This is a genomic window from Streptomyces liliiviolaceus, assembly GCF_018070025.1.
Classification (GTDB): Bacteria; Actinomycetota; Actinomycetes; order Streptomycetales; family Streptomycetaceae; genus Streptomyces; species Streptomyces liliiviolaceus.
Map to the genome: position 1 here is coordinate 3,999,694 of NZ_JAGPYQ010000001.1, position 19,054 is coordinate 4,018,747.

A 19,054-nucleotide genomic window follows, 5' to 3' on the forward strand; every position below is an offset into this window, starting at 1 on the left:
TGAGCCTGAGTCGCGCGGCGCACGGGGAGGGGCCGAGCAGTGGCGCATGTCGACGACGGACTGACCCGGGGTATCGCACGGTTCCGCACCGAGGACGGTGAGGTCACCGGCAGCGGGTTCCTGATCGCGGAGGGAACGCTGTGCACCTGCGCGCACGTCGTGGCCCGCACCCTCGGTACGGAGGAGACAGATCCGCTGCCTCCGGAACCGTCGGTGACGGTCGACTTCCCGCTGCTGTCCCCGGCCGCCTCCCCGCCGCTGCGGGCGAGGGTCGTCCACTGGCGGCCGGTCGGCGAGGACGGCGGCGGTGACATCGCGCTGCTGACCCTGGAAGGAGGACATGGCGGGGACGGCAGGGATGGCAGGGACGGCGGGGACGGCGGGGGGTGCGGGGTGCCCGTCCCCGGAACCGCGCCGGTCCGTTTCGCGGGCGGCGCCGCCGTGTGGGACCACCCGTTCCGCGTCCTGGGCTTCCCGCGGCGCACCGGCGACCACGGGGTCTGGGTGCAGGGGCGGCTCCGGGCGCCGGTCGGCAGGGGCTGGACGTCCATGGAGGCCCGGGAGGCGTTCCACGGGCCCGCCATCGGGCAGGGGTTCAGCGGGGCGCCGGTGTGGGACACCGAGCAGGGCGGTGTGGTCGGCATGACCGTCGCCGCGGACCGGGGCTCCGGCGCGACGACCGCGTACCTCATCCCCGCCGCGCTGCTGCTGGGCCTCGACCCCTCGCTGAGGGCCAGCCCGTTCCGAGGACTCGAACCGTTCCGGGAGCAGGACGCCCCGGTCTTCTTCGCCCGGCACGCCGACAGCGAGCGCATCGCGGCGGCGGTCCGCACCACCCCTTTCGTACCGGTCGTGGGGGCCTCGGGCGTGGGCAAGTCGTCGCTGGTACGCGCCGGTGTGCTGCCTCTGCTGCGCGCCTCGGGCTACACGGTCACCGACTTCGTGGGGCAGCCGGACACGTACCCGGTGACGGCGCTCGCGGCGGCGCTGAACCGGCAGTTCCCCGCCGCGCCCGGGTCCCGTCACGGCCCGGCGTGGGAAGTGCCCGAGGACCGTGCGACGGAGAGAACCGTCCTGGAGAGAGCCGTCCTGGAGGGCGCCCGCATTCTGGAACAGGCGGGCACGGCCGGGCATGTCATCGTCCTCGACCAGTTCGAGGAGACCGTGGGCACGCGCCCCGACGAGGCCCGGGCGCTCCTGGACACCCTGCTGCCGATGACCCGGGCGACCCGGCCGGGCGGCGGCAGCCTCCGCGTGCTGGCCACCCTGCGCTCCGCGTCGATGGAGGAACTCGTCGCCGGAGGACGGGCCCAGGAACTGAGCGGCACGGTCCAGATGGTGGGCCCGCTGACCCCCGGCCAACTGGACGAGATCGTCCGCAGACCGGTCGACGGCATCCCCGGCGTGGAGTTCGAGCCGGGCCTCGCCGAACTCGTCGTCGCCGACGCGGGAAGCGAACCGGGCGCTCTGCCACTCGTCGAGTTCGCCCTGGCCGAACTCTGGGAGCGGCAGGAGCACGGGCGGCTCACGCACGCCGCGTACCGCGAGATCGGCGGAGTGGAAGGGGCCCTCTCCCGCTACGCCGACCACCAGCTGGCGCAGGTCTGCAAAGAGCCCGAAGGGCCCGACGAGGCGACCGCCCGCCGGCTCTTCGAACGCCTCGCCCGACCGGCCAAGGGCAGGGAGTTCACCAGGGTGGCCTGCGGGTTCGAGCAACTGCCCGCCGAACTGCGCGCCGCCGCACAGGCGTTGGCCAGGACCCGGCTACTCGTCATCGGCCGCGACAGCTCGGGCCGGGAGACGGTGGCGCTCGCCCACGAGTCCCTGGTCCGCCAGTGGCCGACCCTGCGCTCCTGGCTCGACGAGTCACGGGCCTTCCTGCTCTGGCACGACAGACTCGGCGCACGGCTGCGGGAGTGGGACGCGGCCGGCCGCCAGAGCGAACTGCTGCTGCGCGGCCGGGAGTTGTCCGCCGCGAGGCCGATGGCCGCGCTGCGCCCAGGTGAACTCTCCTCGGAAGAGGTCGAGTTCATCCGCCTGAGCCGGCTCGACAGGCGCCGATCGGTGCGCCGGGGCCGCACGGGCGTCGCCCTCGTGGCCTGCCTGGCGCTGCTCGCGGCGGGTCTGAGCTACGTGGCCTGGGACCTGAACCGGGACCAGGAACGGGACAGGCGCGACAGCGCCGCGCAGAAACTCGTCGAGCAGGCCGACGCCCTCTCCGACAGCCCGGTCGACGCGGCCCTGCTGGCCCTCGCGGCGGCCCGCACGAGCGACACGGCGCAGACCAGGGCCGCGCTGATGCGCCATGAACTGCCGCTGTCCGCACTGGAGTCCGTGCACCGGCTCTTCCCGGCGGGGGACGTCCGGTCGACCGCCACCTCGGCCGACGGCCACCGCATGGCCGTCCTGCACAACGGGCCGCGGGGCATCCGGGTGTACGTGGTGTCGGGCCTGGGCGGCCATGACATCCGCTCCACCCCGCTGCCCGGAGCGCCGCCCCTGGCGGACGCGGTGACCGTCAGCGACGACGGGACGAAGGTGGCGGCCGGGGGGCCGGACGGGGCGGTGCGGATCTGGGAGGTGGGGGAGGGGGAGCGGGCCGTTGCCGAGGAGCCGCTGGCGTGGACATGGAGCCCGGACAGAACCGCGGCCCGGACGGCGACGCTGGACTTCTCGGCAGATGGACGCCGGCTGCTGCACTTCGTCGGCGGGCCCACGGAAACCTGTGATGGGCTGGACACCTGGATACGTCTGGTCGAAGTCGACACCAAGGAGGTCGGGGGACCGGGACAGGCGCCGCCCGACGGCATGCTGAAGCCGGGGGAGTGCGTGTACGACACGGCCCTGCGGTCGGACCGGGCCGATCGGCTGACGCTGGTCGCCGGCAGGGAGACGGAGGACGGGGCGGAGGCGCTCTACGCCGTGCGGACCGGCGACGTGTCGACCGGCCGTGTCGCGACGGAACAATCGGGTCTGGAGGACGGGACGCTCGTCGGCGGGGGCAGGACGCTGGCCACCCAACGGAAAGCCGACCGGGTGTGGCGGTCGCGACTTACCACACCACGGGAGACCCCGGGCAAGGTTCGGTTGCTCAGGGCTGAGGCCTTCACCACGGACGCCACTGGCCAGTTCCTGACCCAGGAAGGGGTGCACGACTCCATGCGTGCGGGGAAACCCGATGTGCAGCTCAGCGTGATCCACGACCTGGTGACCGGGCGGCGCTACTCGGCTCTGCTGCCTGCTCCTGCGATTGATTCCTCCGCCGTGGTGCGCAGGGGATCGGCGGCGCCTGCCCTTTACTTCGCGCTCGGCCAGGATCTGCTGGAGTTCCGCACGCATGCCACGCGGTATCCCCTCGGGAGCGCGGATTCCACCGACGCCATGGACTACGCACCCGACAACCGGGCGATCGTCGCGCTCCTGACGGCGCCCGTCGACTCCGACGGTACTTCGATGGGTCCCCCTTACATCGCCATCAGCGATGCCGACGGACTGCGCCGCAAGCCGTTGTCCGCGGAGCTCACCGCGGACGACATCACGGTCAGCGCGGACGGAGACAGGCTGGTCGACTGGTACGAGGACGGATGGGAGTTACGGAGTACCGACGACCTCGTGGTGACGGAGAAGCAGAAGTCGCCGACACGGAACGGCACGGTCGTCGCCGACCGTTCGCTCGGTGTCACGGCCGTGACGCGCCACGGTCGAGACGACTTCCTGCTGCTCGACCGGAGCGGAGTGTCCCTGCTCGACGGGACGAGCGGCGAGCGCAGCCTCCTGCGGGAGCTGGACTGCGCGTGGAAGTCGGCGATGAACCGGCACGCGTGCGTCGCGGCCCTCGGGAGGCCGGGCCATCCTCGGGAGCTGTTCGTGCTCCGTGCCGACGGCAGTGCGGAGCTGTGGCGGGTGCGGCAGGGGCATGCCGAGAAGACGGAGACCTCCGCGCGAATCGGCCCGCTCCTCGTCGACGACCCGGACTACGCACCGACCCATGCTGTGGTCCGCTCAGACGGAGCCGCCTTGGCGGTGACCACGCGGGACGGCGTGTTCGTCTGGAGGCCCGGCCACGGGAAGCCCGCTCTTCTCTCCGCGGGCTCCACGCTGGTCGGGCCGTACGACGAGAGCGGTCTGCTGGTGCTGTCCCCGGCCGGAGACAACCCCGAAGAGGTGTGGGACGACGGCAGCGCCTCGAAGGTGGCCTCCCTGCCTGTCTCCTACCAGGTCGGTGCCTGGCTCTTCACCGGCCGCCTGCTGTCCGGAGCGACCGAGATGGGCCTCCTCTCCTACGACCTCCGCCGCCTCAAGGACAACTCCACATCCCGCCTCTGCCAGCTCCTCGGCCCGAACCCCCCGGACATCCGCAAGTCCCTCCCGGACTCCTTCGACGTCCCCCCGGGCGCGGACATGCGACCGCCCTGCCGAAACCGCGGCTGACGCGGCCCCGACAGGGCGGAGGCGGACGGTGACACCGCGGGCGTACGGCCCGACGGCCGTACGGGGCGTCAGGCGACGATCAGATAGATCCCGTACGCCACCGCCGCCGCACAAGCGGCGAAGCACGCGTACGCGCCGGTGACTGCGAGGGTCGCGGAGCCCCCCTGCGCCGCGGCCGTCTCGCGCTTGGTGAGGCCGACGATGCCGAGGGTGAAGAGGCCCACGAGGGCGACGGTGGCGATGAGGCTGACTCCGAACACGGAGCCGAGGGCTGCCCAGTCGATCTTCATGCGGTTCGTTCCTTACACCGTGGCCGGACGGGCGGGCTCGGCGTCCGGGCCCGGGATGGTGGTCTTGAGGTCGTCGGCCGGGGCGACCGGACCGGCGGGAGGCGGGGTGACCGCGGCGATCGCGGTGGTCACGACGCCCGCGGGCTCGTGGTCGTCGTTGACGTTGTCGACGGTGACGGGCTGGCGGCGGGACAGCGTCCAGATGACCGCCGAGCCGGCGATCAGCAGCGCGCCGGTGAGGATGATGCCCCAGGTGCCCTGCTTGGTCAGGAACTCGGCGCCCGCGCCGACCAGACCGGCGGCGGGGAGCGTCAGGCCCCAGGCGACGAACATGCGGGTCGCGGTCGACCACCGGACGACACCGCCCTTGCGGCCCAGACCCGAACCCATCACGGCGCCGGAGCAGGACTGCGTGGTCGAGAGGGAGAAGCCGAGGTGCGAGGAGGCCAGGATGACCGTCGCGGCGCTGGTCTGGGCGGCGAAGCCCTGCGGCGGCGCGAGGTCGGTGAGGCCCTTGCCCATGGTGCGGATGATGCGCCAGCCGCCCAGGTAGGTGCCGAGCGCGATGGCGATACCGGCCGAGACGATGACCCACAGGGGAGGGTTCGAGCCGGGCGCGAGCACACCGCCGGTGACCAGGGCCAGGGTGATGATGCCCATGGTCTTCTGCGCGTCGTTCGTGCCGTGGGCCAGCGAGACCAGGCCCGCGGAGGTGATCTGACCCGCGCGGTAGCCCTTGGAGGTCGCCTTCTCGCCGGCCTGCCTGCTGATCCGGTAGGTCAGGCGGGTGGCGAGCATCGCGGCGAGTCCGGCCACCACGGGCGCGGCCACCGCGGGGAGGAGGACCTTGGTGATCACGGTCGAGCCGTTCACCGACGACCAGCCCGCCGACATCACCGCGGCGCCGATCAGGCCGCCGAAGAGCGCGTGGGACGAACTGGAGGGCAGACCCAGGAGCCAGGTCAGCAGATTCCACAGGATGGCGCCGACGAGCGCCGCGAAGATCACTTCGGTGCGGATGCCCTCTTCGTTGATGAGGCCGCCGGAGATCGTCTTGGCGACCTCCACGGAGAGGAACGCACCGACGAGGTTCAGCACGGCGGACATGGCCACCGCCGTCTTGGGCTTGAGGGCGCCGGTCGAGATGGTCGTCGCCATCGCGTTGGCAGTGTCGTGGAAACCGTTCGTGAAATCGAACACGAGAGCGGTGACGATCACGATTCCGAGGAGGAGCGTGATGTGTTCCATTTACCCAGGCTTCTGTTGGACGACAGTGGCACGGGGAACGTAAGCAACCTGGGTGAACGGAAGATGAACTGAGTCGGGCGGTGGGGTGACCCAATCGAGGTGCCGCCATTCCGTTTGTGTCGAAGTGGCGGCGACACCTCTCGAAAGTTCTGGAAAGTCCTCGAACAGAAGCGGAATCTCGGGCTCCGCCGCCCGGCTCACCCCCTCGCGAAGGTCTTCAGCTGGGACAGCGAACCGTTGAAGAGATTCTGGTCACCCGGCAGGCCGCCCTTGTTGTCGTACTGCCAGAACGTCCAGAAGTTCCAGCCCGAGGGCAGCGACCCCGCGCTCGCGCTGTAGCGGGCCAGCCACAGCGGATGGTTCGAGGCGAAGGCGGCGCTGTTGCCCGTGCACGTCTTCCACCAGGTGTAGTTGGTGTAGATGACGGGCCGGCGGCCGGTCTGGCGCTTCACCTCGTTGCTGAAGGCCCTGATCCAGCCGACCATCCCGCTCTTGCTCAGCCCGTAGCACTTCTTCTTCTTGTCGTACGGGTTGTACTCGATGTCCAGCGCGGGCGGCAGCGTCCAGCCGTCCGCCCGCCAGGCGCCGCCGTTGCGCACGAAGTAGGCGGCCTGCCTGGTGCCCGACGACTTGTTCGGCAGTGCGAAGTGGTACGCGCCGCGGACGATGCCCGCGTTGCGTGAGCCGTCGTACTGCTGGGCGAAGTACGGGTTGCGGTACGTGTGCGACTCGGTGGCCTTCACGTAGACGAAGCGTGCGCCTTTGCTCTTCGCGCTCGACCAGTTCACGTTCTTCTGGTGCGAGGACACGTCGTGCCCCTTGGGCTTGCCGGCGGCCGAAGCCGGCACCTCGACGAGTGCGGTACCGCCGAGCGCCAGCGTCGCCATGGAGGCGGCGACGAGACGGGCGCGCTGACGGGACGGTGTGCGATCAGTGGCCATGTTTCCCCCCGGAATGGCGACATACGTGAAAAATCTCCCAGAGAGTACTGGAAGATCCCTCACGGTCCGTCGCGCGCCGGTCATTCGCTCCGGCGGTCGATTAATACCTGTTATTACCTTTCGGACGTTCGGGTTCCGCCCTACAGTGCCCTCGCCCGAACGGAGCACAGGCCGAGCGGGGGCGGCGGCTGGCAGGATCACGGCATGGCTGAGCGGCGGCGGGACCAGGGAGACGGACGAGACGCGGGGGAGACGGGCGCGTCCCGGCCCGGGGAGGCGCTGGAGCGGGCGTGGGGCGACCTCGTGGCCACGGCCCGCCGAACGGTGTCCGACGGCCTGGTCGTCGGCACCTCGGGCAACGTGTCCGTGCGCGTGGGCGACACCGTCCTGGTCACGCCGACCGGGGTGCCGTACGACCGGCTGACGCCCGAGGACGTCTGCGGGGTGACGCTGGACGGCCGGCGCGTGCTCGGTTCACTCGTTCCGACCAGCGAACTGCCCATGCATCTCGCCGTCTACCGCTCCACCCACGCGCGTGCCGTCGTCCACACCCACGCCGTGCACGCCACGGCCGTCTCCACCCTCGTCACCGAGCTGCCGCTCGTCCACTACATGTCCGCCGCCCTCGGCGGGCCCGTCCGCGTCGCGCCGTACGCCACCTACGGCACGGAGAAGTTGGCCGAGAACATGCTCGGGGCCCTGCGGGACCGCACCGCCTGCCTCCTGCAGAACCACGGCACCCTCGCCCACGGCGCCACCCTCGACCAGGCCTACGACCGCACCGCCCAGCTCGAATGGATGTGCCGCGTCTGGCTCACCGCGTCCTCCGTCCCGGGCCTCACCCCCACCCTGCTGACCGAGGACCAGGTGGCCCGGGCGGGCGAGCGTCTGAAGGGGTACGGCCAGCCCTGACGTGCCCCGCCCCGCCGATACGGGACTCACCCGTGTCGCCCGTCCACTGGCCGACAACGGGCTCGATCAGGAGACTGGACCCGTGCGCACCGTGAAGCCGACGACGGCAGCCCTGACCACCGCCCTCACCGTGGCCGTGGCCGGCGCGGCCGGTATCGCCGCCGGCCGCTTCGCCAGCGACGCCGCCCTGAAGGCGGCGCCGGGCCGCCCACTGCCCACCGAACCCCGGCTGACCGTGCACGCCACGGCCGCGGGCCAGATCGCCCTGACCCGCGCGCTGGCCTCCCGGCGCCCGGGCGTGTACGGCCTGACCGGCCACGACAGCCACGCCGTCGTCGGCCCGCTCCTGACCGGGGCCGCGCACACCGCCGACACGGTGGTACGCCGTCTGGAGCGCGTCACCCACGGCACGCTGGAACCCGGCGACAAGGTGCGGTTCACCCCCGGCGTGCACGTCGGCGACCCGGGCACCGCCCTCGGCCTGCCCTTCACCGACGTGGACGTCCCCGGCGAGCTGGGCACCCTGCCCGCCTGGTTCGTGCCCGCCGCCCGTGACACCTGGGTGATCACCGTGCACGGCCTCGGCGCCACCCGCGAACACCCCATGAACGTCATGGATTTCCTGCACCGCCAGCAGTTTCCCGTCCTCGGCCTCGCCTACCGCGGGGACGCCGGCGCACCGCGGCCCCCGGACGGCCTGAACCACCTCGGCGAGACCGAGTGGCGCGACCTCGACGCCGCCATCCGCTTCGCCGTGCGCTACGGCGCCGAACGGGTCGTCCTGCACGGCTGGTCGACCGGCGCCACCATGGCGCTGCGCGCCGCCGAGCACTCCGCGCTGCGCGAGCGGATCTCCGGGCTCGTCCTGGACTCGCCGGTCCTCGACTGGGAGGCCACCCTGCGCGCCCTCGCCACGGCCCGCCGCACCCCCGGCGCCCTGCTGCCGCTGGCCGTCCGCGCCGCCCAGGGCCGCACGGGCCTGGGCAGCGGCCGCGTCGAGAGCGCCGCCGACCCCGTACTGCTCAAGGTGCCCGCCCTCGTCCTGCACGGCCCCGACGACACCGTCGCCCCCTGGGGGCTCTCGCGCCGCCTCGCCGACCGCCGCCCCGACCTCGTCACCCTCCACACGGTCCACGACGCCCCGCACGGCGCCATGTGGAACGCCGACCCGGCCGGTTACGAAGAGGCCCTCCGCCGCTTCCTCACCCCCCTGATGTAGCCGCCCCCCGGCCCCGGCCGTGAAGCTTCCGTTTAACCGTCTACCAGTGGCCGAAATCCGCTCGCACCCCCTGCCGGGACCGGTGCGGGGACCGCCTCTGTGGCCTCCTGTGGCATTCCGTTTGGGTTTTCGGACCGTCAACCGGAAGACTGCCCCCGTGACGTCCCGTATCCCGCGCGACTCCAGGCTCCGACTCGTCCGCCCGCGAACCCTGGCCGCCGCCCCCCGAGCGATGACCCAGAGGCCCGCCCGCCGACCGGCCCCCCGCCCACCGGAGGGCACACCGGCACCGGCGGAACTCGCCCGCATGGCGCGCGCCGTGCTCGCCGGCGCGGCCCGGGTCGCCCACTGGGCCGACGCCACCCTGGGCCCCGCCCCCGGCCCCCGCCGGGACCGCGACGGCACGGCCTCCGACAGCGGCTCCGCGCAGAACGGCGGTTCCGGAGGGAAAGGCACACTCTCCGACGCGATCGCGCAACAAGCCGCCACCAGTCTGTCCCTGACCCCCGATCAAGTACGGGCCGACTGGGACATCGCACGGCTCGCCGGCCTGATCGAGGTGCACGGCGACACCGCGCGCCCCGGCTGGCGCCTGCGCGCCTGGAACCGCGACGACAGCGCCGTACTGCGCGGCTGGGTCGCCTTCTTCGACGCCTGGTCGATCGCCCACCCCGGCCCCGACGGACACGAGCCCTCCACCGTCGCCGAGGTCGTCTCCGCGATGCCCCAGGTCCTCTCCTTCCTCCAGCTGTCCGCCGGCCCCGTCCCCGTCCCGCAACTCCTCGACCTGCTGGAGCAGCGCGTCACGGAACTGCGCACGGAACGCTGCGAGATCCCCTACGGCCCGCAGCCCGAGCCCATGGAGAGCCCGGCCGAGGACATCCCGCTCGCCCCCTTTCTCGACTGGGCGCTGCACGCCCTCGCCGCCGTCGGCGCCCTCACCTGCGCCGACGGCCAGGCCACGCTCACCCCGCTCGGCAGCTGGGCCGTGTGGGTCAAGCTGGAGCAGATCTGCGTGGCCGCGCAGAGCCCCGCCGGGAACATCGAGCAGGGCGCCGAGGACATGCTCCGCGGCTGCGCCCAGCTCAGACCCAACGCGGCCCGCGCCGAGTACCGCGCCTGGCTCGCCGCCCGTCCCGTCGGCAGCGCCGTCACCGAACTCCTCGCCGCCGCCCGCGGTGAGGACGCCCTGTCGCGCGGGCTGGCCTTCGAGGCCCTGCGCGTGGTCGGCGCCCCCGCCGAGCCGGACGTCCGCGCGGTGGCGGACGAGACCCCTCTGCGTCCGTACGCCCTGCTGTGGCTCGCCGAGCACGACGGACACGACCCCGAGGACGCCCACCTGGTGCTCACCCGCGAGGAGGCCACCTGGCTGTGGGTCGACACCGCCGCGGCCGTCGCCGACCACGGCGAGGCCCCGCTCCTCGTACGGCACCTGGAGTCCGCGGTGCAGCCGACGGTGCCGGCGCTCCTTGCCGAGGTGCGCGCCGTCGGGCATCCCCGCACCGTGCAGGTGCTGGTCGCGCTCGCGGCCGCGCACCCTGACCCCGCGCTGGCGAAGGCCGTGCGCCGTGCGGCCTTCCAGGTGCACACCGGGGAGCACTAGGCGCCCCGCTGGGGGCGGTTAGTTGTCTGCGGGTGAGTGGGGGCCGGGCGCGCAGTTCCCCGCGCCCCTGCAGGGCGCAGGGCGCCGGGGGCCGGGTCAGACCCTGGTCTCCGGGGCGTACGTGCCGAAGCTCCAGATGTTGCCCTCGACGTCCCGGGCCATGTAGTCCCGTGAGCCGTAGTCCTGGTCCGTCGGGGGCATCAGGATCTCCGCCCCGTGGTCCACGGCCCGCTGGTGGTGAGCGTCCACGTCGTCCACGACGACGTACACCCCGGTGGGGCCCGCGCTCTTCATGGCCTCGTCGAAGCGGCTGCCGGTGCCCTTGGAGCCCAGCATCACCGCGCCGTTGCCCTGCACCAGCTCGGCGTGCACCACCTTGCCCTCCTCGTCCTCGTACACCGAAGCCTCGGTGAAGCCGAAGGCCTCCGAGAGCTGCCTGATCGCGGACTTCGCGTCCGCGTACAGCAGCGTCGGGTAGATGCTCGGGCGTCCGCTGTCCGTACCGGCCATGCCGATCACTCCTTCCGGTCCCCGCTGTCCTGCCCCACCGCTGGGACAGCACCTGAATGTGACCTGCCCCACAGTCTGGCACCCGGCACTGACAACGCCCCGCGAACGCTCGGCGAACGTCCGGGAACGCTCCCCCCGGAGCGCTCAGCGGAAGGTGTCGCAGCGGCCCATGTCCCCGGTGCGGTAGCCCTGGCGGAACCACTGCTGCCGCTGAGCGGCCGACCCGTGCGTCCAGGACTCCGGTGTCACCCGGCCCTGGAACCGCTCCTGGATCCGGTCGTCGCCCACGGCCGCCGCCGCGTCCAGCCCGTCGCGGATGTCGGCCTCCGTGACGCTGGTGATCAGCGGCCGGCCCGTCGACTCGTCCTTCGTGGTCGTCGCGTGATGCGCCCACACCCCCGCGTAGCAGTCGGCCTGCAGCTCGACCCGTACCGCGTTGCTGTTCGCGCCGGTCCGCCCGTCCTGGGAGCGGCCCAGGGTCCCCATCAGGTCCTGCACATGGTGCCCGTACTCGTGCGCCACCACGTACGCCTGCGCGAACGGACCGCCGCTGGAGCCGAACTTGGTCCGCAGCTCGTCGAAGAAGCCCAGGTCCAGATAGACCTTCCGGTCACCCGGGCAGTAGAAGGGCCCGACCGCCGACGTCGCCGACCCGCAGGCCGTACCGACCCGGTCGCTGAAGAAGACGGTCGGCGACCGTGTGTACGTACCGCCGCGGCGCTCGAACTCCTGGGCCCAGAAGTCCTGCACGCTGTTGACCACCGCCACGATGCGGCAGTCGTCCTTGGCGTTCGCGTCCCGCCCGGTACGGCAGGTCTGCTGCACCTGGGCCAGGGACGAGGCGCTCGCCCCGGGTTCCTCGTCCCCGGAGGAGAGGCCCAGCTGGTCGGGCCCGACACCGAGGAAGAGAGCCAGCAGGAGGGCGATCAGACCGGCGACGCCACCGCCCACCGTGGCCTTCCCGCCGGGGATCCGACTGCCGCGCACATCCTGCACCTCCGAGGTGTCCAGGCCGGCGTCGTCGTCGAACTGCATGGGCGCTCCACCCTCCGCGGATGTCGTCCCCCTGGCGCCATCCTCGCCCGCTCCCCGGAGCGCGGCGCCGGGCGGCGGGCCGAACGGGGGACGAACGGCCCGCCACGGGGCAACGAGCGTCACACCCCCGAACACCCGCACACAGAAAAAGTGGTTGCATCGCCCCGTTAGACTTGGCCCATGGCCATTCTCCTCGTGCATTAGACGGCGTGAACGCCCTCAGCCGCCCGCCCCGTCAACCACCCTGCCCAGGAGTCTGTCCGTGATTTCCGCTTCCGGTATCGAACTGCGTGCCGGCGCCCGCATGCTCATCGAGTCCGCCACCTTCCGCATCACCAAGGGCGACCGCATCGGCCTGGTCGGCCGCAACGGCGCGGGCAAGACGACGCTCACCAAGGTCCTCGCAGGTGAGGGCACCCCCGCCGCGGGCACCGTCGCCCGCTCCGGAGAGGTCGGCTACCTCCCGCAGGACCCGCGCACCGGCGACCTCGACATGCTGGCCGGCGACCGCGTCCTGTCCGCGCGCGGCCTGGACACCCTGATCCGCAAGATGCGCGAGAACGAACAGCGCATCGCGAACGGCTCGGGCGCCACCCGCGAGAAGGCCATGCGGCAGTACGAGCGCCAGGAGACGGAGTTCCTCACCAAGGGCGGGTACGCCGCCGAGGCGGAGGCCGCCACCATCGCCGCCGCGCTCAACCTCCCCGACCGGGTGCTCGGCCAGCCCCTCCATACGCTCTCCGGCGGTCAGCGCCGCCGTATCGAGCTGGCCCGCATCCTCTTCTCGGACGCGGACACCCTGCTCCTCGACGAGCCCACGAACCACCTCGACGCCGACTCCATCGTCTGGCTGCGCGACTACCTGAAGACGTACCGCGGCGGCTTCATCGTGATCTCCCACGACGTCGACCTGGTCGAGACGGTCGTCAACAAGGTCTTCTACCTGGACGCCAACCGCGCCCAGATCGACGTCTACAACATGGGCTGGAAGCTCTACCAGCAGCAGCGCGAGGCCGACGAGAAGCGCCGCAAGCGCGAGCGGCAGAACGCCGAGAAGAAGGCCACCGCCCTGCACTCGCAGGCCGACAAGATGCGCGCCAAGGCCACCAAGACCGTCGCCGCGCAGAACATGGCCAAGCGGGCCGACAAGCTCCTCGCGGGCCTGGAGGCCGAGCGGAAGTCCGACAAGGTCGCCAAGCTGCGCTTCCCCGACCCGTCGCCCTGCGGCAAGACCCCGCTGATGGCGGAGGGCCTGTCCAAGTCGTACGGCTCCCTGGAGATCTTCACCGACGTCAACCTCGCCATCGACAAGGGCTCCCGCGTCGTCATCCTCGGCCTGAACGGCGCGGGCAAGACGACCCTGCTGCGCCTCCTCGGCGGCGCGGAGAAGCCCGACACCGGCGAGATCATCGAGGGACACGGCCTCAAGCTCGGCTACTACGCGCAGGAGCACGAGACCCTCGACCCGCAGCGCACGGTCCTGGAGAACATGCGCTCCGCGGCCCCCGACCTCGACCTCGTCCAGGTCCGCAAGACGCTCGGCTCGTTCCTGTTCTCCGGGGACGACGTCGACAAGCCGGCCTCCGTCCTCTCCGGCGGCGAGAAGACCCGTCTCGCGCTCGCCACCCTCGTGGTGTCGTCCGCGAACGTCCTGCTCCTCGACGAGCCGACGAACAACCTCGACCCGGCCAGCCGCGAGGAGATCCTCGGCGCGCTGCGCACCTACAAGGGCGCCGTCGTCCTCGTCACCCACGACGAGGGAGCCGTCCAGGCGCTCCAGCCGGAGCGGATCATCCTGCTGCCCGACGGCGTCGAGGACCTGTGGGGTGCCGATTACGCGGACCTGGTGGCCCTCGCCTGAGCGGTCCGAGGTATTTGATCGTTTGACTGATCCACTCGCTGATCCACTTCGTATGGATCATTCGGCCGAGCCGTGATCCATCATCTGAGTGAGATCTCCTCGTACCGAGGTGTGTCCTACACGCATTTCCCGGCCGGGCCCTTCCTTCCCGAAGGCCCGGCCGTCGCGCGTCGCTGACCTGGACCTTCGTCCGTGAATTCATTCGGCGGCCCGGACGGGAAGTCGATGGAATGCGGAATTCCGCTCATGGTGACGGGCTTCCACGGCGCAAGCTCGTCCCATCGACCTTGCCGAATGGGTGGCCAGGACGCTCATGAGGGGTGATCATGAGAAGTCCAGAGCGCACTTCCGCTGAGGAGGCACGGGTGGCCGAGACTCTGAAGAAGGGCAGCCGGGTAACCGGCGCCGCGCGCGACAAGCTCGCGGCAGACCTGAAGAAGAAGTACGACTCCGGTGCGAGCATTCGGGCACTGGCCGAGGAGACCGGCCGCTCGTATGGCTTCGTGCACCGGATGCTCAGTGAGTCGGGCGTCACGCTCCGTGGGCGTGGCGGAGCGACGCGAGGCAAGAAGTCCGCGTCGGCCTGACGCCGGACGGCTCCTCGTTCTCCGATGGTGGCCACCCGGTCGGTCCCATGACCGCCCGGGTGGTTACTGTGCAGTCACTTAAGGGTGTGCCCGTACGGCATCCCCGCTGACCGCACTCATCGGAGGCGCCCTCATGGCTTCGTTCGACTCGCTGCTCGACAAGGACGGCGTACGGCTCACCGTCGACGACGCGATCGCCACGGTGACGCTGACCAACCCGGCCAAGCGCAACGCGCAGAGCCCCGCTCTGTGGCGGGCACTGGCCGAGGCCGGTCGGCTGCTGCCGGGCACCGTCCGGGTCGTCGTGCTGCGCGGCGAAGGCAAGTCCTTCTCCGCGGGGCTCGACCGGCAGGCGTTCACGCCCGAGGGCTTCGACGGCGAGCCGTCCTTCATCGATCTCGCACGCGGTTCCGACGCCGAACTCGACGCGGCCATCGCCGAGTACCAGGAAGGTTTCACCTGGTGGCGGCGGAGCGACATCGTGTCCATCGCGGCCGTGCAGGGACACGCCATCGGCGCGGGCTTCCAGCTCGCGCTCGCCTGTGATCTGCGCGTCGTCGCCGACGACGTGCAGTTCGCCATGCGCGAGACCGGTCTCGGCCTCGTCCCCGACCTCACGGGTACGCATCCGCTGGTGGGGCTCGTCGGCTACGCCCGTGCGCTGGAGATCTGTGCGACGGGGCGGTTCGTGCAGGCGGAGGAGGCGCAGCGGACCGGGCTCGCGAACATCGCCGTGCCCGTCGATCGGCTCGACGCCGCGGTGGGTGAGCTGGCCGCCGCGCTGTTGGCTGCGCCGCGGGATGCCCTTGTCGAGACCAAGACGCTCCTTCAGGGGGCGGCTGGGCGTACGTATGAGGAGCAGCGGGTTGCCGAGCGGGGGGCTCAGGGGCGGCGGCTGCGGGATCTTGCCGGTCTTGGCGACTGACGTCGCTGGCTGTTCGAGTGCGGGTGCGTGGGGGCTTGTCGCGCCGTTCCCCGCGCCCCTTAAGGGGCTGGGGCCGCGGGTTGGGGGCGTGTGCGGGTTCGGTGGGGGCCGGTCGCGCAGTTCCCCGCGCCCCTTACGGGGCCCTCAGGGGGCCGGGGTCACTGGGGCACCGGGGTCACCGCTGTCACCAGTACCGCTGTCGTCGGGTGGTCCGGGAGTGCGTCGGTGACAGTCGCTCGGACCGCTCTGGCCGTGTCCAGGGTGCGCGCGGTCGTGTCCACCGCGATCTCCAGCTGGACGTGGCGGCGGGGGAGCGCCGTGTCGCTGTGGAGCTCCGTGATGCGTGCCTTGCTCGGCAGGGCCGTCACCGCCGGGACGGCGAGAGCGGCGGTGGCCACCCGGGACTCGTCCGTACCGGGCGAGGGGTGCGGCCCGGCGCTGGGCGCGGGAGCGGAGCCGGCGGGCTCCGGCGGGCCCCCGCCCTCCTCCAGCAGGCCCGTCACCCGCAGGTCCACCTCCGTGACCGTCAGGCCGAGCGCGTCCACCGCCGTCGCGGTGAGGGCCGCGCGCAGCCGGGACGCGGCCGCCGGCAGCGGCTCGGACGGCGTGGCCGCGAACTCCGCGTCGATACGCAGCGGCCCCGGTGGCAGCGCGCTCGGCGGCGGGAGCACGGCCGGTTCGGACGCGCTGTCCGCGTCGACGAGGGCGAGCCGCAGGGAACCGAGGCGTACGCCCGGCACCGGGCGCACCGCCCGGCGCAGTACGGCGACGGCCGCCGCCTCCGTGATCCACACGCCGTCACCCGGGCCGCCCAACGGCAGCAGCCTGCCCAGGCCGAGCTGTTGCCGTACTGCTTGCGTCCATCGGTCCGCAGTCATGGTTCCAGCGTGCCGTATCTCTGGCGCGCGACCCGGCAACCCGTCTTAATGTGGGCGAAGAGGCCCACCGAAAGGGGATGCACGGCGATGAGCGACACGACTCAGCGCAATCGGCCGGAGAGCCCGGAGGCCGAACAGCCGGACCAGCAGCAGTTCAGGAAGACCGCTGTGACCAAGCGTGGCGGCGGTGACCCGGCGACCCGGGGACGTACCACCATCGCCGACGGGGTCGTCGAGAAGATCGCCGGACTCGCCGCCCGGGACGTCCTCGGCGTGCACGCCATGGGCAGCGGGATCTCGCGGACCTTCGGAGCCGTACGCGACCGGGTGCCCGGCGGAAGCGCGAAGTCCGTCACACGCGGTGTGAAGGCCGAGGTCGGCGAGGTGCAGACCGCCCTCGACCTGGAGATCGTCGTCGACTACGGCGTGTCCATCGCCGATGTCGCCCGTGATGTACGGGAGAACGTAATCGCGGCCGTCGAGCGCATGACGGGGCTTGAGGTCGTCGAGGTCAACATCGCGGTCAGCGACGTCAAGCTGCCGGAGGACGAGGACGAGGAACCGGAGAACCGGCTCCAGTGACCGATCTGCTGAGGAGCGCTTCATGAGCATGGCCGTGATCGGCATGATCGCCGGAATGGCGCTGGGATTCGCCGGGTACTTCGGCGGGTTCGGCGCGTTCCTCCTGGTGGCCGCACTGGGCGCCATCGGCTTTGTCGTGGGCCGCTTCCTGGAGGGGGACCTGGACCCTGGTGACTTCTTCCGGTCCCGCGGCACCCGCGACGACCGCCGGCGGTGACGCGCGTGTCCGAAACCGTCGCGCCGGGCGAGCGGGGCGCCACGAAGATCGCCGACCGGGTCGTCGCGAAGATCGCCGCGCAGGCGGCCCGGGAGGCGCTCGACGTGCTGCCTCCCGGCGCGGTGCCCCCGCACGCCGCGGTCGTCGTCCACCAGGACGTCGCCCGCGTCAGTGTCAGCCTCGAACTCGGCTACCCCTGTGACATCGGCGGCCGGTGCGGTGCCGTGCGTCGTCGAGTGACGCAGCGGGTAGAGGCGTTGGCGGGAATGAAAGTTCCCGAGGTCGCCGTCCAGGTGGAGCGACTGCACTCCGCGCAGACGCGTGGCGCGGTACAGGGGAGGACGCAATGAGCGAGCCCCAGGGCTCCGAGAGCACCCGACAGCTGCCCGTCATCGAGAAGACCGCCGAGAACGAGAAGACCGCCGGGAACGAACTGGGCCAGTCCGCCTCCGCCGCCGAGTACACACCGCTGCCGACCCTCGACGACGGCGAGGACGGAAACGGCCGGTTCTGGTCGGCCCGCCGCATCCCGGCGGCCGTCCTCGCGCTACTGGTCCTGGCCGCCGCGGGGCTGCTGCTGTACGACGTCGTCGCCGTCCGCGCCGACCGGCCGGCCATGCACTGGCGCAGGTCCCTGGCCCGCGAACTCGCCGAGAGGCCCCTGGACGACACCTGGGTGCTCGTCGGCGCCGGGGTCGCGACGGCGCTGGGCCTGTGGCTGTTCGTCCTCGCCACGACCCCGGGACTGCGCGACATCCTGACGATGCGGCGCGCCCACTCCGACGTACGGGCCGGACTGCACCGCAACGCCGCCGCGACGGTGCTGCGCGACCGGGCCATGGAGGTGTCCGGCGTGCAGTCGGTCCGGGTCCGTATGAAGCGGCGGAAGGCCGACGTCCGCGCGGTCTCGCACTTCCGTGAACTCGACGACGTACGCGCCGACCTGGACGCCACGCTCGCCGACGGCGTCAGGGGGCTCGGCCTCGTCCGGCGGCCCGCGCTGTCGGTGCGTGTCGCCCGGCCGGGCCGGAAGGGGTGAACGGCATGCAGAGGATCGCGAACCGGGTCCTGCTGGGCCTCGCGGGTCTGCTCCTGGTCGTGCTCGGCGGCTCCGTGCTCGCCATCGGCCTCGGCGTGGAGCCGCCCTCGTGGTGGATCCACGACGGCCGGCACGACGTACTGCTGAGCGACGCCGACCGGGCGCGGTGGCGGGCCGACGGCTGGTGGTGGCCGGCCGTCATCGCCGCGCTGGCGGTGGCCGTGCTGCTCGCCCTGTGGTGGCTGACGGCCGTCCTGCGCCGCCGCCGACTGGCCGAGGTGCTGGTCGACACCGGCGACGGAGAGGGCGCGCTGCTGCGGGGCCGGGCCCTGGAGGGCGTACTGACCGCCGAGGCGGGCGCGTTGGACGGGGTACGGGGTGCGCAGGCGTCGCTCATCGGCCGCCGCAGCACCCCCGAGGCGCGGGTCCGCCTCCTCCTGGAACCGCACGCGGCCCCCGCCGAGACCCTGACCGGCCTGACGGCGGAAGCACTGGCCCACGCCAAGGACTCAGCCGGCCTCACCTCACTCCCGGCGGAGGTACACCTACGCGCCGCAAAACACGCAGCAGAACGAGTCAACTGACCCGCTTTTGTCCTTGAGGGGCGCGGGGAACGGCGCGACGAGCCCCCACGCTCCCGCAGCCGTACGACTTACCCGCAGCGGTGTCTTTCAGGGGCGCGGGGAACGGCGCAATCGGTCAGGGCCACCCCCACCGGGCCCGCAGCGACGACACACCCCGCCGCCGCAGGCGTACCGCCGGGTTCGGAACAAGGT

At 72.1% G+C, this 19,054-nt stretch carries 18 protein-coding genes; 12 read left to right on the forward strand and 6 right to left on the reverse strand.

Going from position 1 to position 19,054, the window contains the following annotated elements:
• The first annotated feature begins 39 nt into the window (after window positions 1-39).
• Window positions 40-4,431, forward strand: coding sequence for a serine protease (locus J8N05_RS17490; RefSeq protein ID WP_210883846.1), 4,392 nt, complete (start codon window positions 40-42; stop codon window positions 4,429-4,431).
• 68 nt (window positions 4,432-4,499) lie between these two features.
• Here J8N05_RS17490 and J8N05_RS17495 read toward each other — a convergent pair whose 3' ends face one another.
• From J8N05_RS17495 to J8N05_RS17505, 3 genes are all read right to left on the reverse strand, one after another.
• Window positions 4,500-4,721 carry a hypothetical protein gene (locus J8N05_RS17495; RefSeq protein ID WP_210883848.1) on the reverse strand — a complete coding sequence of 74 codons (222 nt, stop codon included), beginning with the start codon at window positions 4,719-4,721 and terminating at the stop codon, window positions 4,500-4,502.
• Window positions 4,722-4,733: 12 nt separating this feature from the next.
• On the reverse strand, window positions 4,734-5,969 hold the full coding sequence (locus tag J8N05_RS17500; protein ID WP_210883850.1) for an inorganic phosphate transporter: 1,236 nt from the start codon (window positions 5,967-5,969) through the stop codon (window positions 4,734-4,736).
• A 197-nt stretch (window positions 5,970-6,166) separates the two neighbouring features.
• Entirely contained in the window at window positions 6,167-6,910 is a 744-nt protein-coding gene (locus tag J8N05_RS17505; protein WP_210883852.1) for a lysozyme, read from the reverse strand.
• A gap of 204 nt (window positions 6,911-7,114) precedes the next feature.
• Here J8N05_RS17505 and J8N05_RS17510 point away from each other — a divergent pair, with 204 nt between their 5' ends.
• The 3 genes from J8N05_RS17510 (at window position 7,115) to J8N05_RS17520 (ending at window position 10,644) form a co-directional block, all read left to right on the forward strand.
• Window positions 7,115-7,822 carry a class II aldolase/adducin family protein gene (locus J8N05_RS17510; RefSeq protein ID WP_210883854.1) on the forward strand — a complete coding sequence of 236 codons (708 nt, stop codon included), beginning with the start codon at window positions 7,115-7,117 and terminating at the stop codon, window positions 7,820-7,822.
• A gap of 82 nt (window positions 7,823-7,904) precedes the next feature.
• Window positions 7,905-9,041, forward strand: a complete 1,137-nt coding sequence (locus J8N05_RS17515; protein ID WP_210883855.1) for an alpha/beta hydrolase — start codon at window positions 7,905-7,907, stop codon at window positions 9,039-9,041.
• Between the two features lie 157 nt (window positions 9,042-9,198).
• On the forward strand, window positions 9,199-10,644 hold the full coding sequence (locus J8N05_RS17520) for a hypothetical protein (protein WP_210883856.1): 1,446 nt from the start codon (window positions 9,199-9,201) through the stop codon (window positions 10,642-10,644).
• A 96-nt stretch (window positions 10,645-10,740) separates the two neighbouring features.
• Here the strand turns inward: J8N05_RS17520 and J8N05_RS17525 are convergent, their stop codons facing one another.
• Both J8N05_RS17525 and ypfJ read right to left on the reverse strand, forming a co-directional pair.
• Complete coding sequence (locus tag J8N05_RS17525; RefSeq protein WP_210883857.1) at window positions 10,741-11,154, reverse strand: VOC family protein; 414 nt, start codon at window positions 11,152-11,154, stop codon at window positions 10,741-10,743.
• Between the two features lie 144 nt (window positions 11,155-11,298).
• Window positions 11,299-12,189: a KPN_02809 family neutral zinc metallopeptidase gene (gene ypfJ / locus J8N05_RS17530; RefSeq protein ID WP_210883858.1), complete on the reverse strand. Its 891-nt coding sequence runs from the start codon at window positions 12,187-12,189 to the stop codon at window positions 11,299-11,301.
• Window positions 12,190-12,451: 262 nt separating this feature from the next.
• Between ypfJ and J8N05_RS17535 the strand changes: the two genes are divergently transcribed.
• The 3 genes from J8N05_RS17535 to J8N05_RS17545 all read left to right on the forward strand — a co-directional run bounded on the left by J8N05_RS17535 (window position 12,452) and on the right by J8N05_RS17545 (window position 15,562).
• On the forward strand, window positions 12,452-14,050 hold the full coding sequence (locus J8N05_RS17535) for an ABC-F family ATP-binding cassette domain-containing protein (protein ID WP_210883859.1): 1,599 nt from the start codon (window positions 12,452-12,454) through the stop codon (window positions 14,048-14,050).
• Window positions 14,051-14,415: 365 nt separating this feature from the next.
• Window positions 14,416-14,637 (forward strand): helix-turn-helix domain-containing protein, encoded by a 222-nt coding sequence (locus tag J8N05_RS17540; protein ID WP_006143370.1) that lies wholly within the window; start codon window positions 14,416-14,418, stop codon window positions 14,635-14,637.
• A 133-nt stretch (window positions 14,638-14,770) separates the two neighbouring features.
• A complete protein-coding gene (locus J8N05_RS17545) occupies window positions 14,771-15,562 on the forward strand; it encodes an enoyl-CoA hydratase/isomerase family protein (protein WP_210883860.1) in 792 nt (263 codons plus the stop codon).
• A 158-nt stretch (window positions 15,563-15,720) separates the two neighbouring features.
• Here J8N05_RS17545 and J8N05_RS17550 read toward each other — a convergent pair whose 3' ends face one another.
• The gene (locus tag J8N05_RS17550; RefSeq protein WP_210883861.1) at window positions 15,721-16,440 is read right to left on the reverse strand and encodes a nucleopolyhedrovirus P10 family protein; all 720 of its coding nucleotides are present in this window, start codon (window positions 16,438-16,440) and stop codon (window positions 15,721-15,723) included.
• 87 nt (window positions 16,441-16,527) lie between these two features.
• On the opposite strand from J8N05_RS17550, the gene J8N05_RS17555 reads away from it, so the two are divergent.
• Genes J8N05_RS17555 through amaP form a run of 5 tightly spaced genes read left to right on the forward strand, consistent with a single transcriptional unit; the run spans window position 16,528 to window position 18,862 of the window.
• Complete coding sequence (locus J8N05_RS17555; RefSeq protein ID WP_210883863.1) at window positions 16,528-17,022, forward strand: Asp23/Gls24 family envelope stress response protein; 495 nt, start codon at window positions 16,528-16,530, stop codon at window positions 17,020-17,022.
• A gap of 22 nt (window positions 17,023-17,044) precedes the next feature.
• A complete protein-coding gene (locus tag J8N05_RS17560) occupies window positions 17,045-17,239 on the forward strand; it encodes a hypothetical protein (protein WP_107017754.1) in 195 nt (64 codons plus the stop codon).
• 5 nt (window positions 17,240-17,244) lie between these two features.
• Window positions 17,245-17,589, forward strand: a complete 345-nt coding sequence (locus J8N05_RS17565; RefSeq protein ID WP_210883864.1) for an Asp23/Gls24 family envelope stress response protein — start codon at window positions 17,245-17,247, stop codon at window positions 17,587-17,589.
• Window positions 17,586-18,278, forward strand: a complete 693-nt coding sequence (locus J8N05_RS17570) for a DUF6286 domain-containing protein (protein WP_210883865.1) — start codon at window positions 17,586-17,588, stop codon at window positions 18,276-18,278. Before J8N05_RS17565 ends, J8N05_RS17570 begins: the two co-directional genes overlap by 4 nt.
• A gap of 5 nt (window positions 18,279-18,283) precedes the next feature.
• Window positions 18,284-18,862 carry an alkaline shock response membrane anchor protein AmaP gene (gene amaP, locus J8N05_RS17575; RefSeq protein ID WP_210883866.1) on the forward strand — a complete coding sequence of 193 codons (579 nt, stop codon included), beginning with the start codon at window positions 18,284-18,286 and terminating at the stop codon, window positions 18,860-18,862.
• Window positions 18,863-19,054 lie beyond the last annotated feature (192 nt).

Bases quoted from the DNA above. Each gene is read 5' to 3' on its own strand.
- J8N05_RS17495 (WP_210883848.1), bottom strand. From the start codon at position 4,721: ATGAAGATCGACTGGGCAGCCCTCGGCTCCGTGTTCGGAGTCAGCCTC.
- J8N05_RS17500 (WP_210883850.1), bottom strand. From the start codon at position 5,969: ATGGAACACATCACGCTCCTCCTCGGAATCGTGATCGTCACCGCTCTC.
- J8N05_RS17505 (WP_210883852.1), bottom strand. From the start codon at position 6,910: ATGGCCACTGATCGCACACCGTCCCGTCAGCGCGCCCGTCTCGTCGCC.
- J8N05_RS17510 (WP_210883854.1), top strand. From the start codon at position 7,115: ATGGCTGAGCGGCGGCGGGACCAGGGAGACGGACGAGACGCGGGGGAG.
- J8N05_RS17525 (WP_210883857.1), bottom strand. From the start codon at position 11,154: ATGGCCGGTACGGACAGCGGACGCCCGAGCATCTACCCGACGCTGCTG.
- ypfJ (WP_210883858.1), bottom strand. From the start codon at position 12,189: ATGCAGTTCGACGACGACGCCGGCCTGGACACCTCGGAGGTGCAGGAT.
- J8N05_RS17545 (WP_210883860.1), top strand. From the start codon at position 14,771: ATGGCTTCGTTCGACTCGCTGCTCGACAAGGACGGCGTACGGCTCACC.
- J8N05_RS17550 (WP_210883861.1), bottom strand. From the start codon at position 16,440: ATGACTGCGGACCGATGGACGCAAGCAGTACGGCAACAGCTCGGCCTG.
- J8N05_RS17555 (WP_210883863.1), top strand. From the start codon at position 16,528: ATGAGCGACACGACTCAGCGCAATCGGCCGGAGAGCCCGGAGGCCGAA.
- J8N05_RS17560 (WP_107017754.1), top strand. From the start codon at position 17,045: ATGAGCATGGCCGTGATCGGCATGATCGCCGGAATGGCGCTGGGATTC.
- J8N05_RS17570 (WP_210883865.1), top strand. From the start codon at position 17,586: ATGAGCGAGCCCCAGGGCTCCGAGAGCACCCGACAGCTGCCCGTCATC.
- amaP (WP_210883866.1), top strand. From the start codon at position 18,284: ATGCAGAGGATCGCGAACCGGGTCCTGCTGGGCCTCGCGGGTCTGCTC.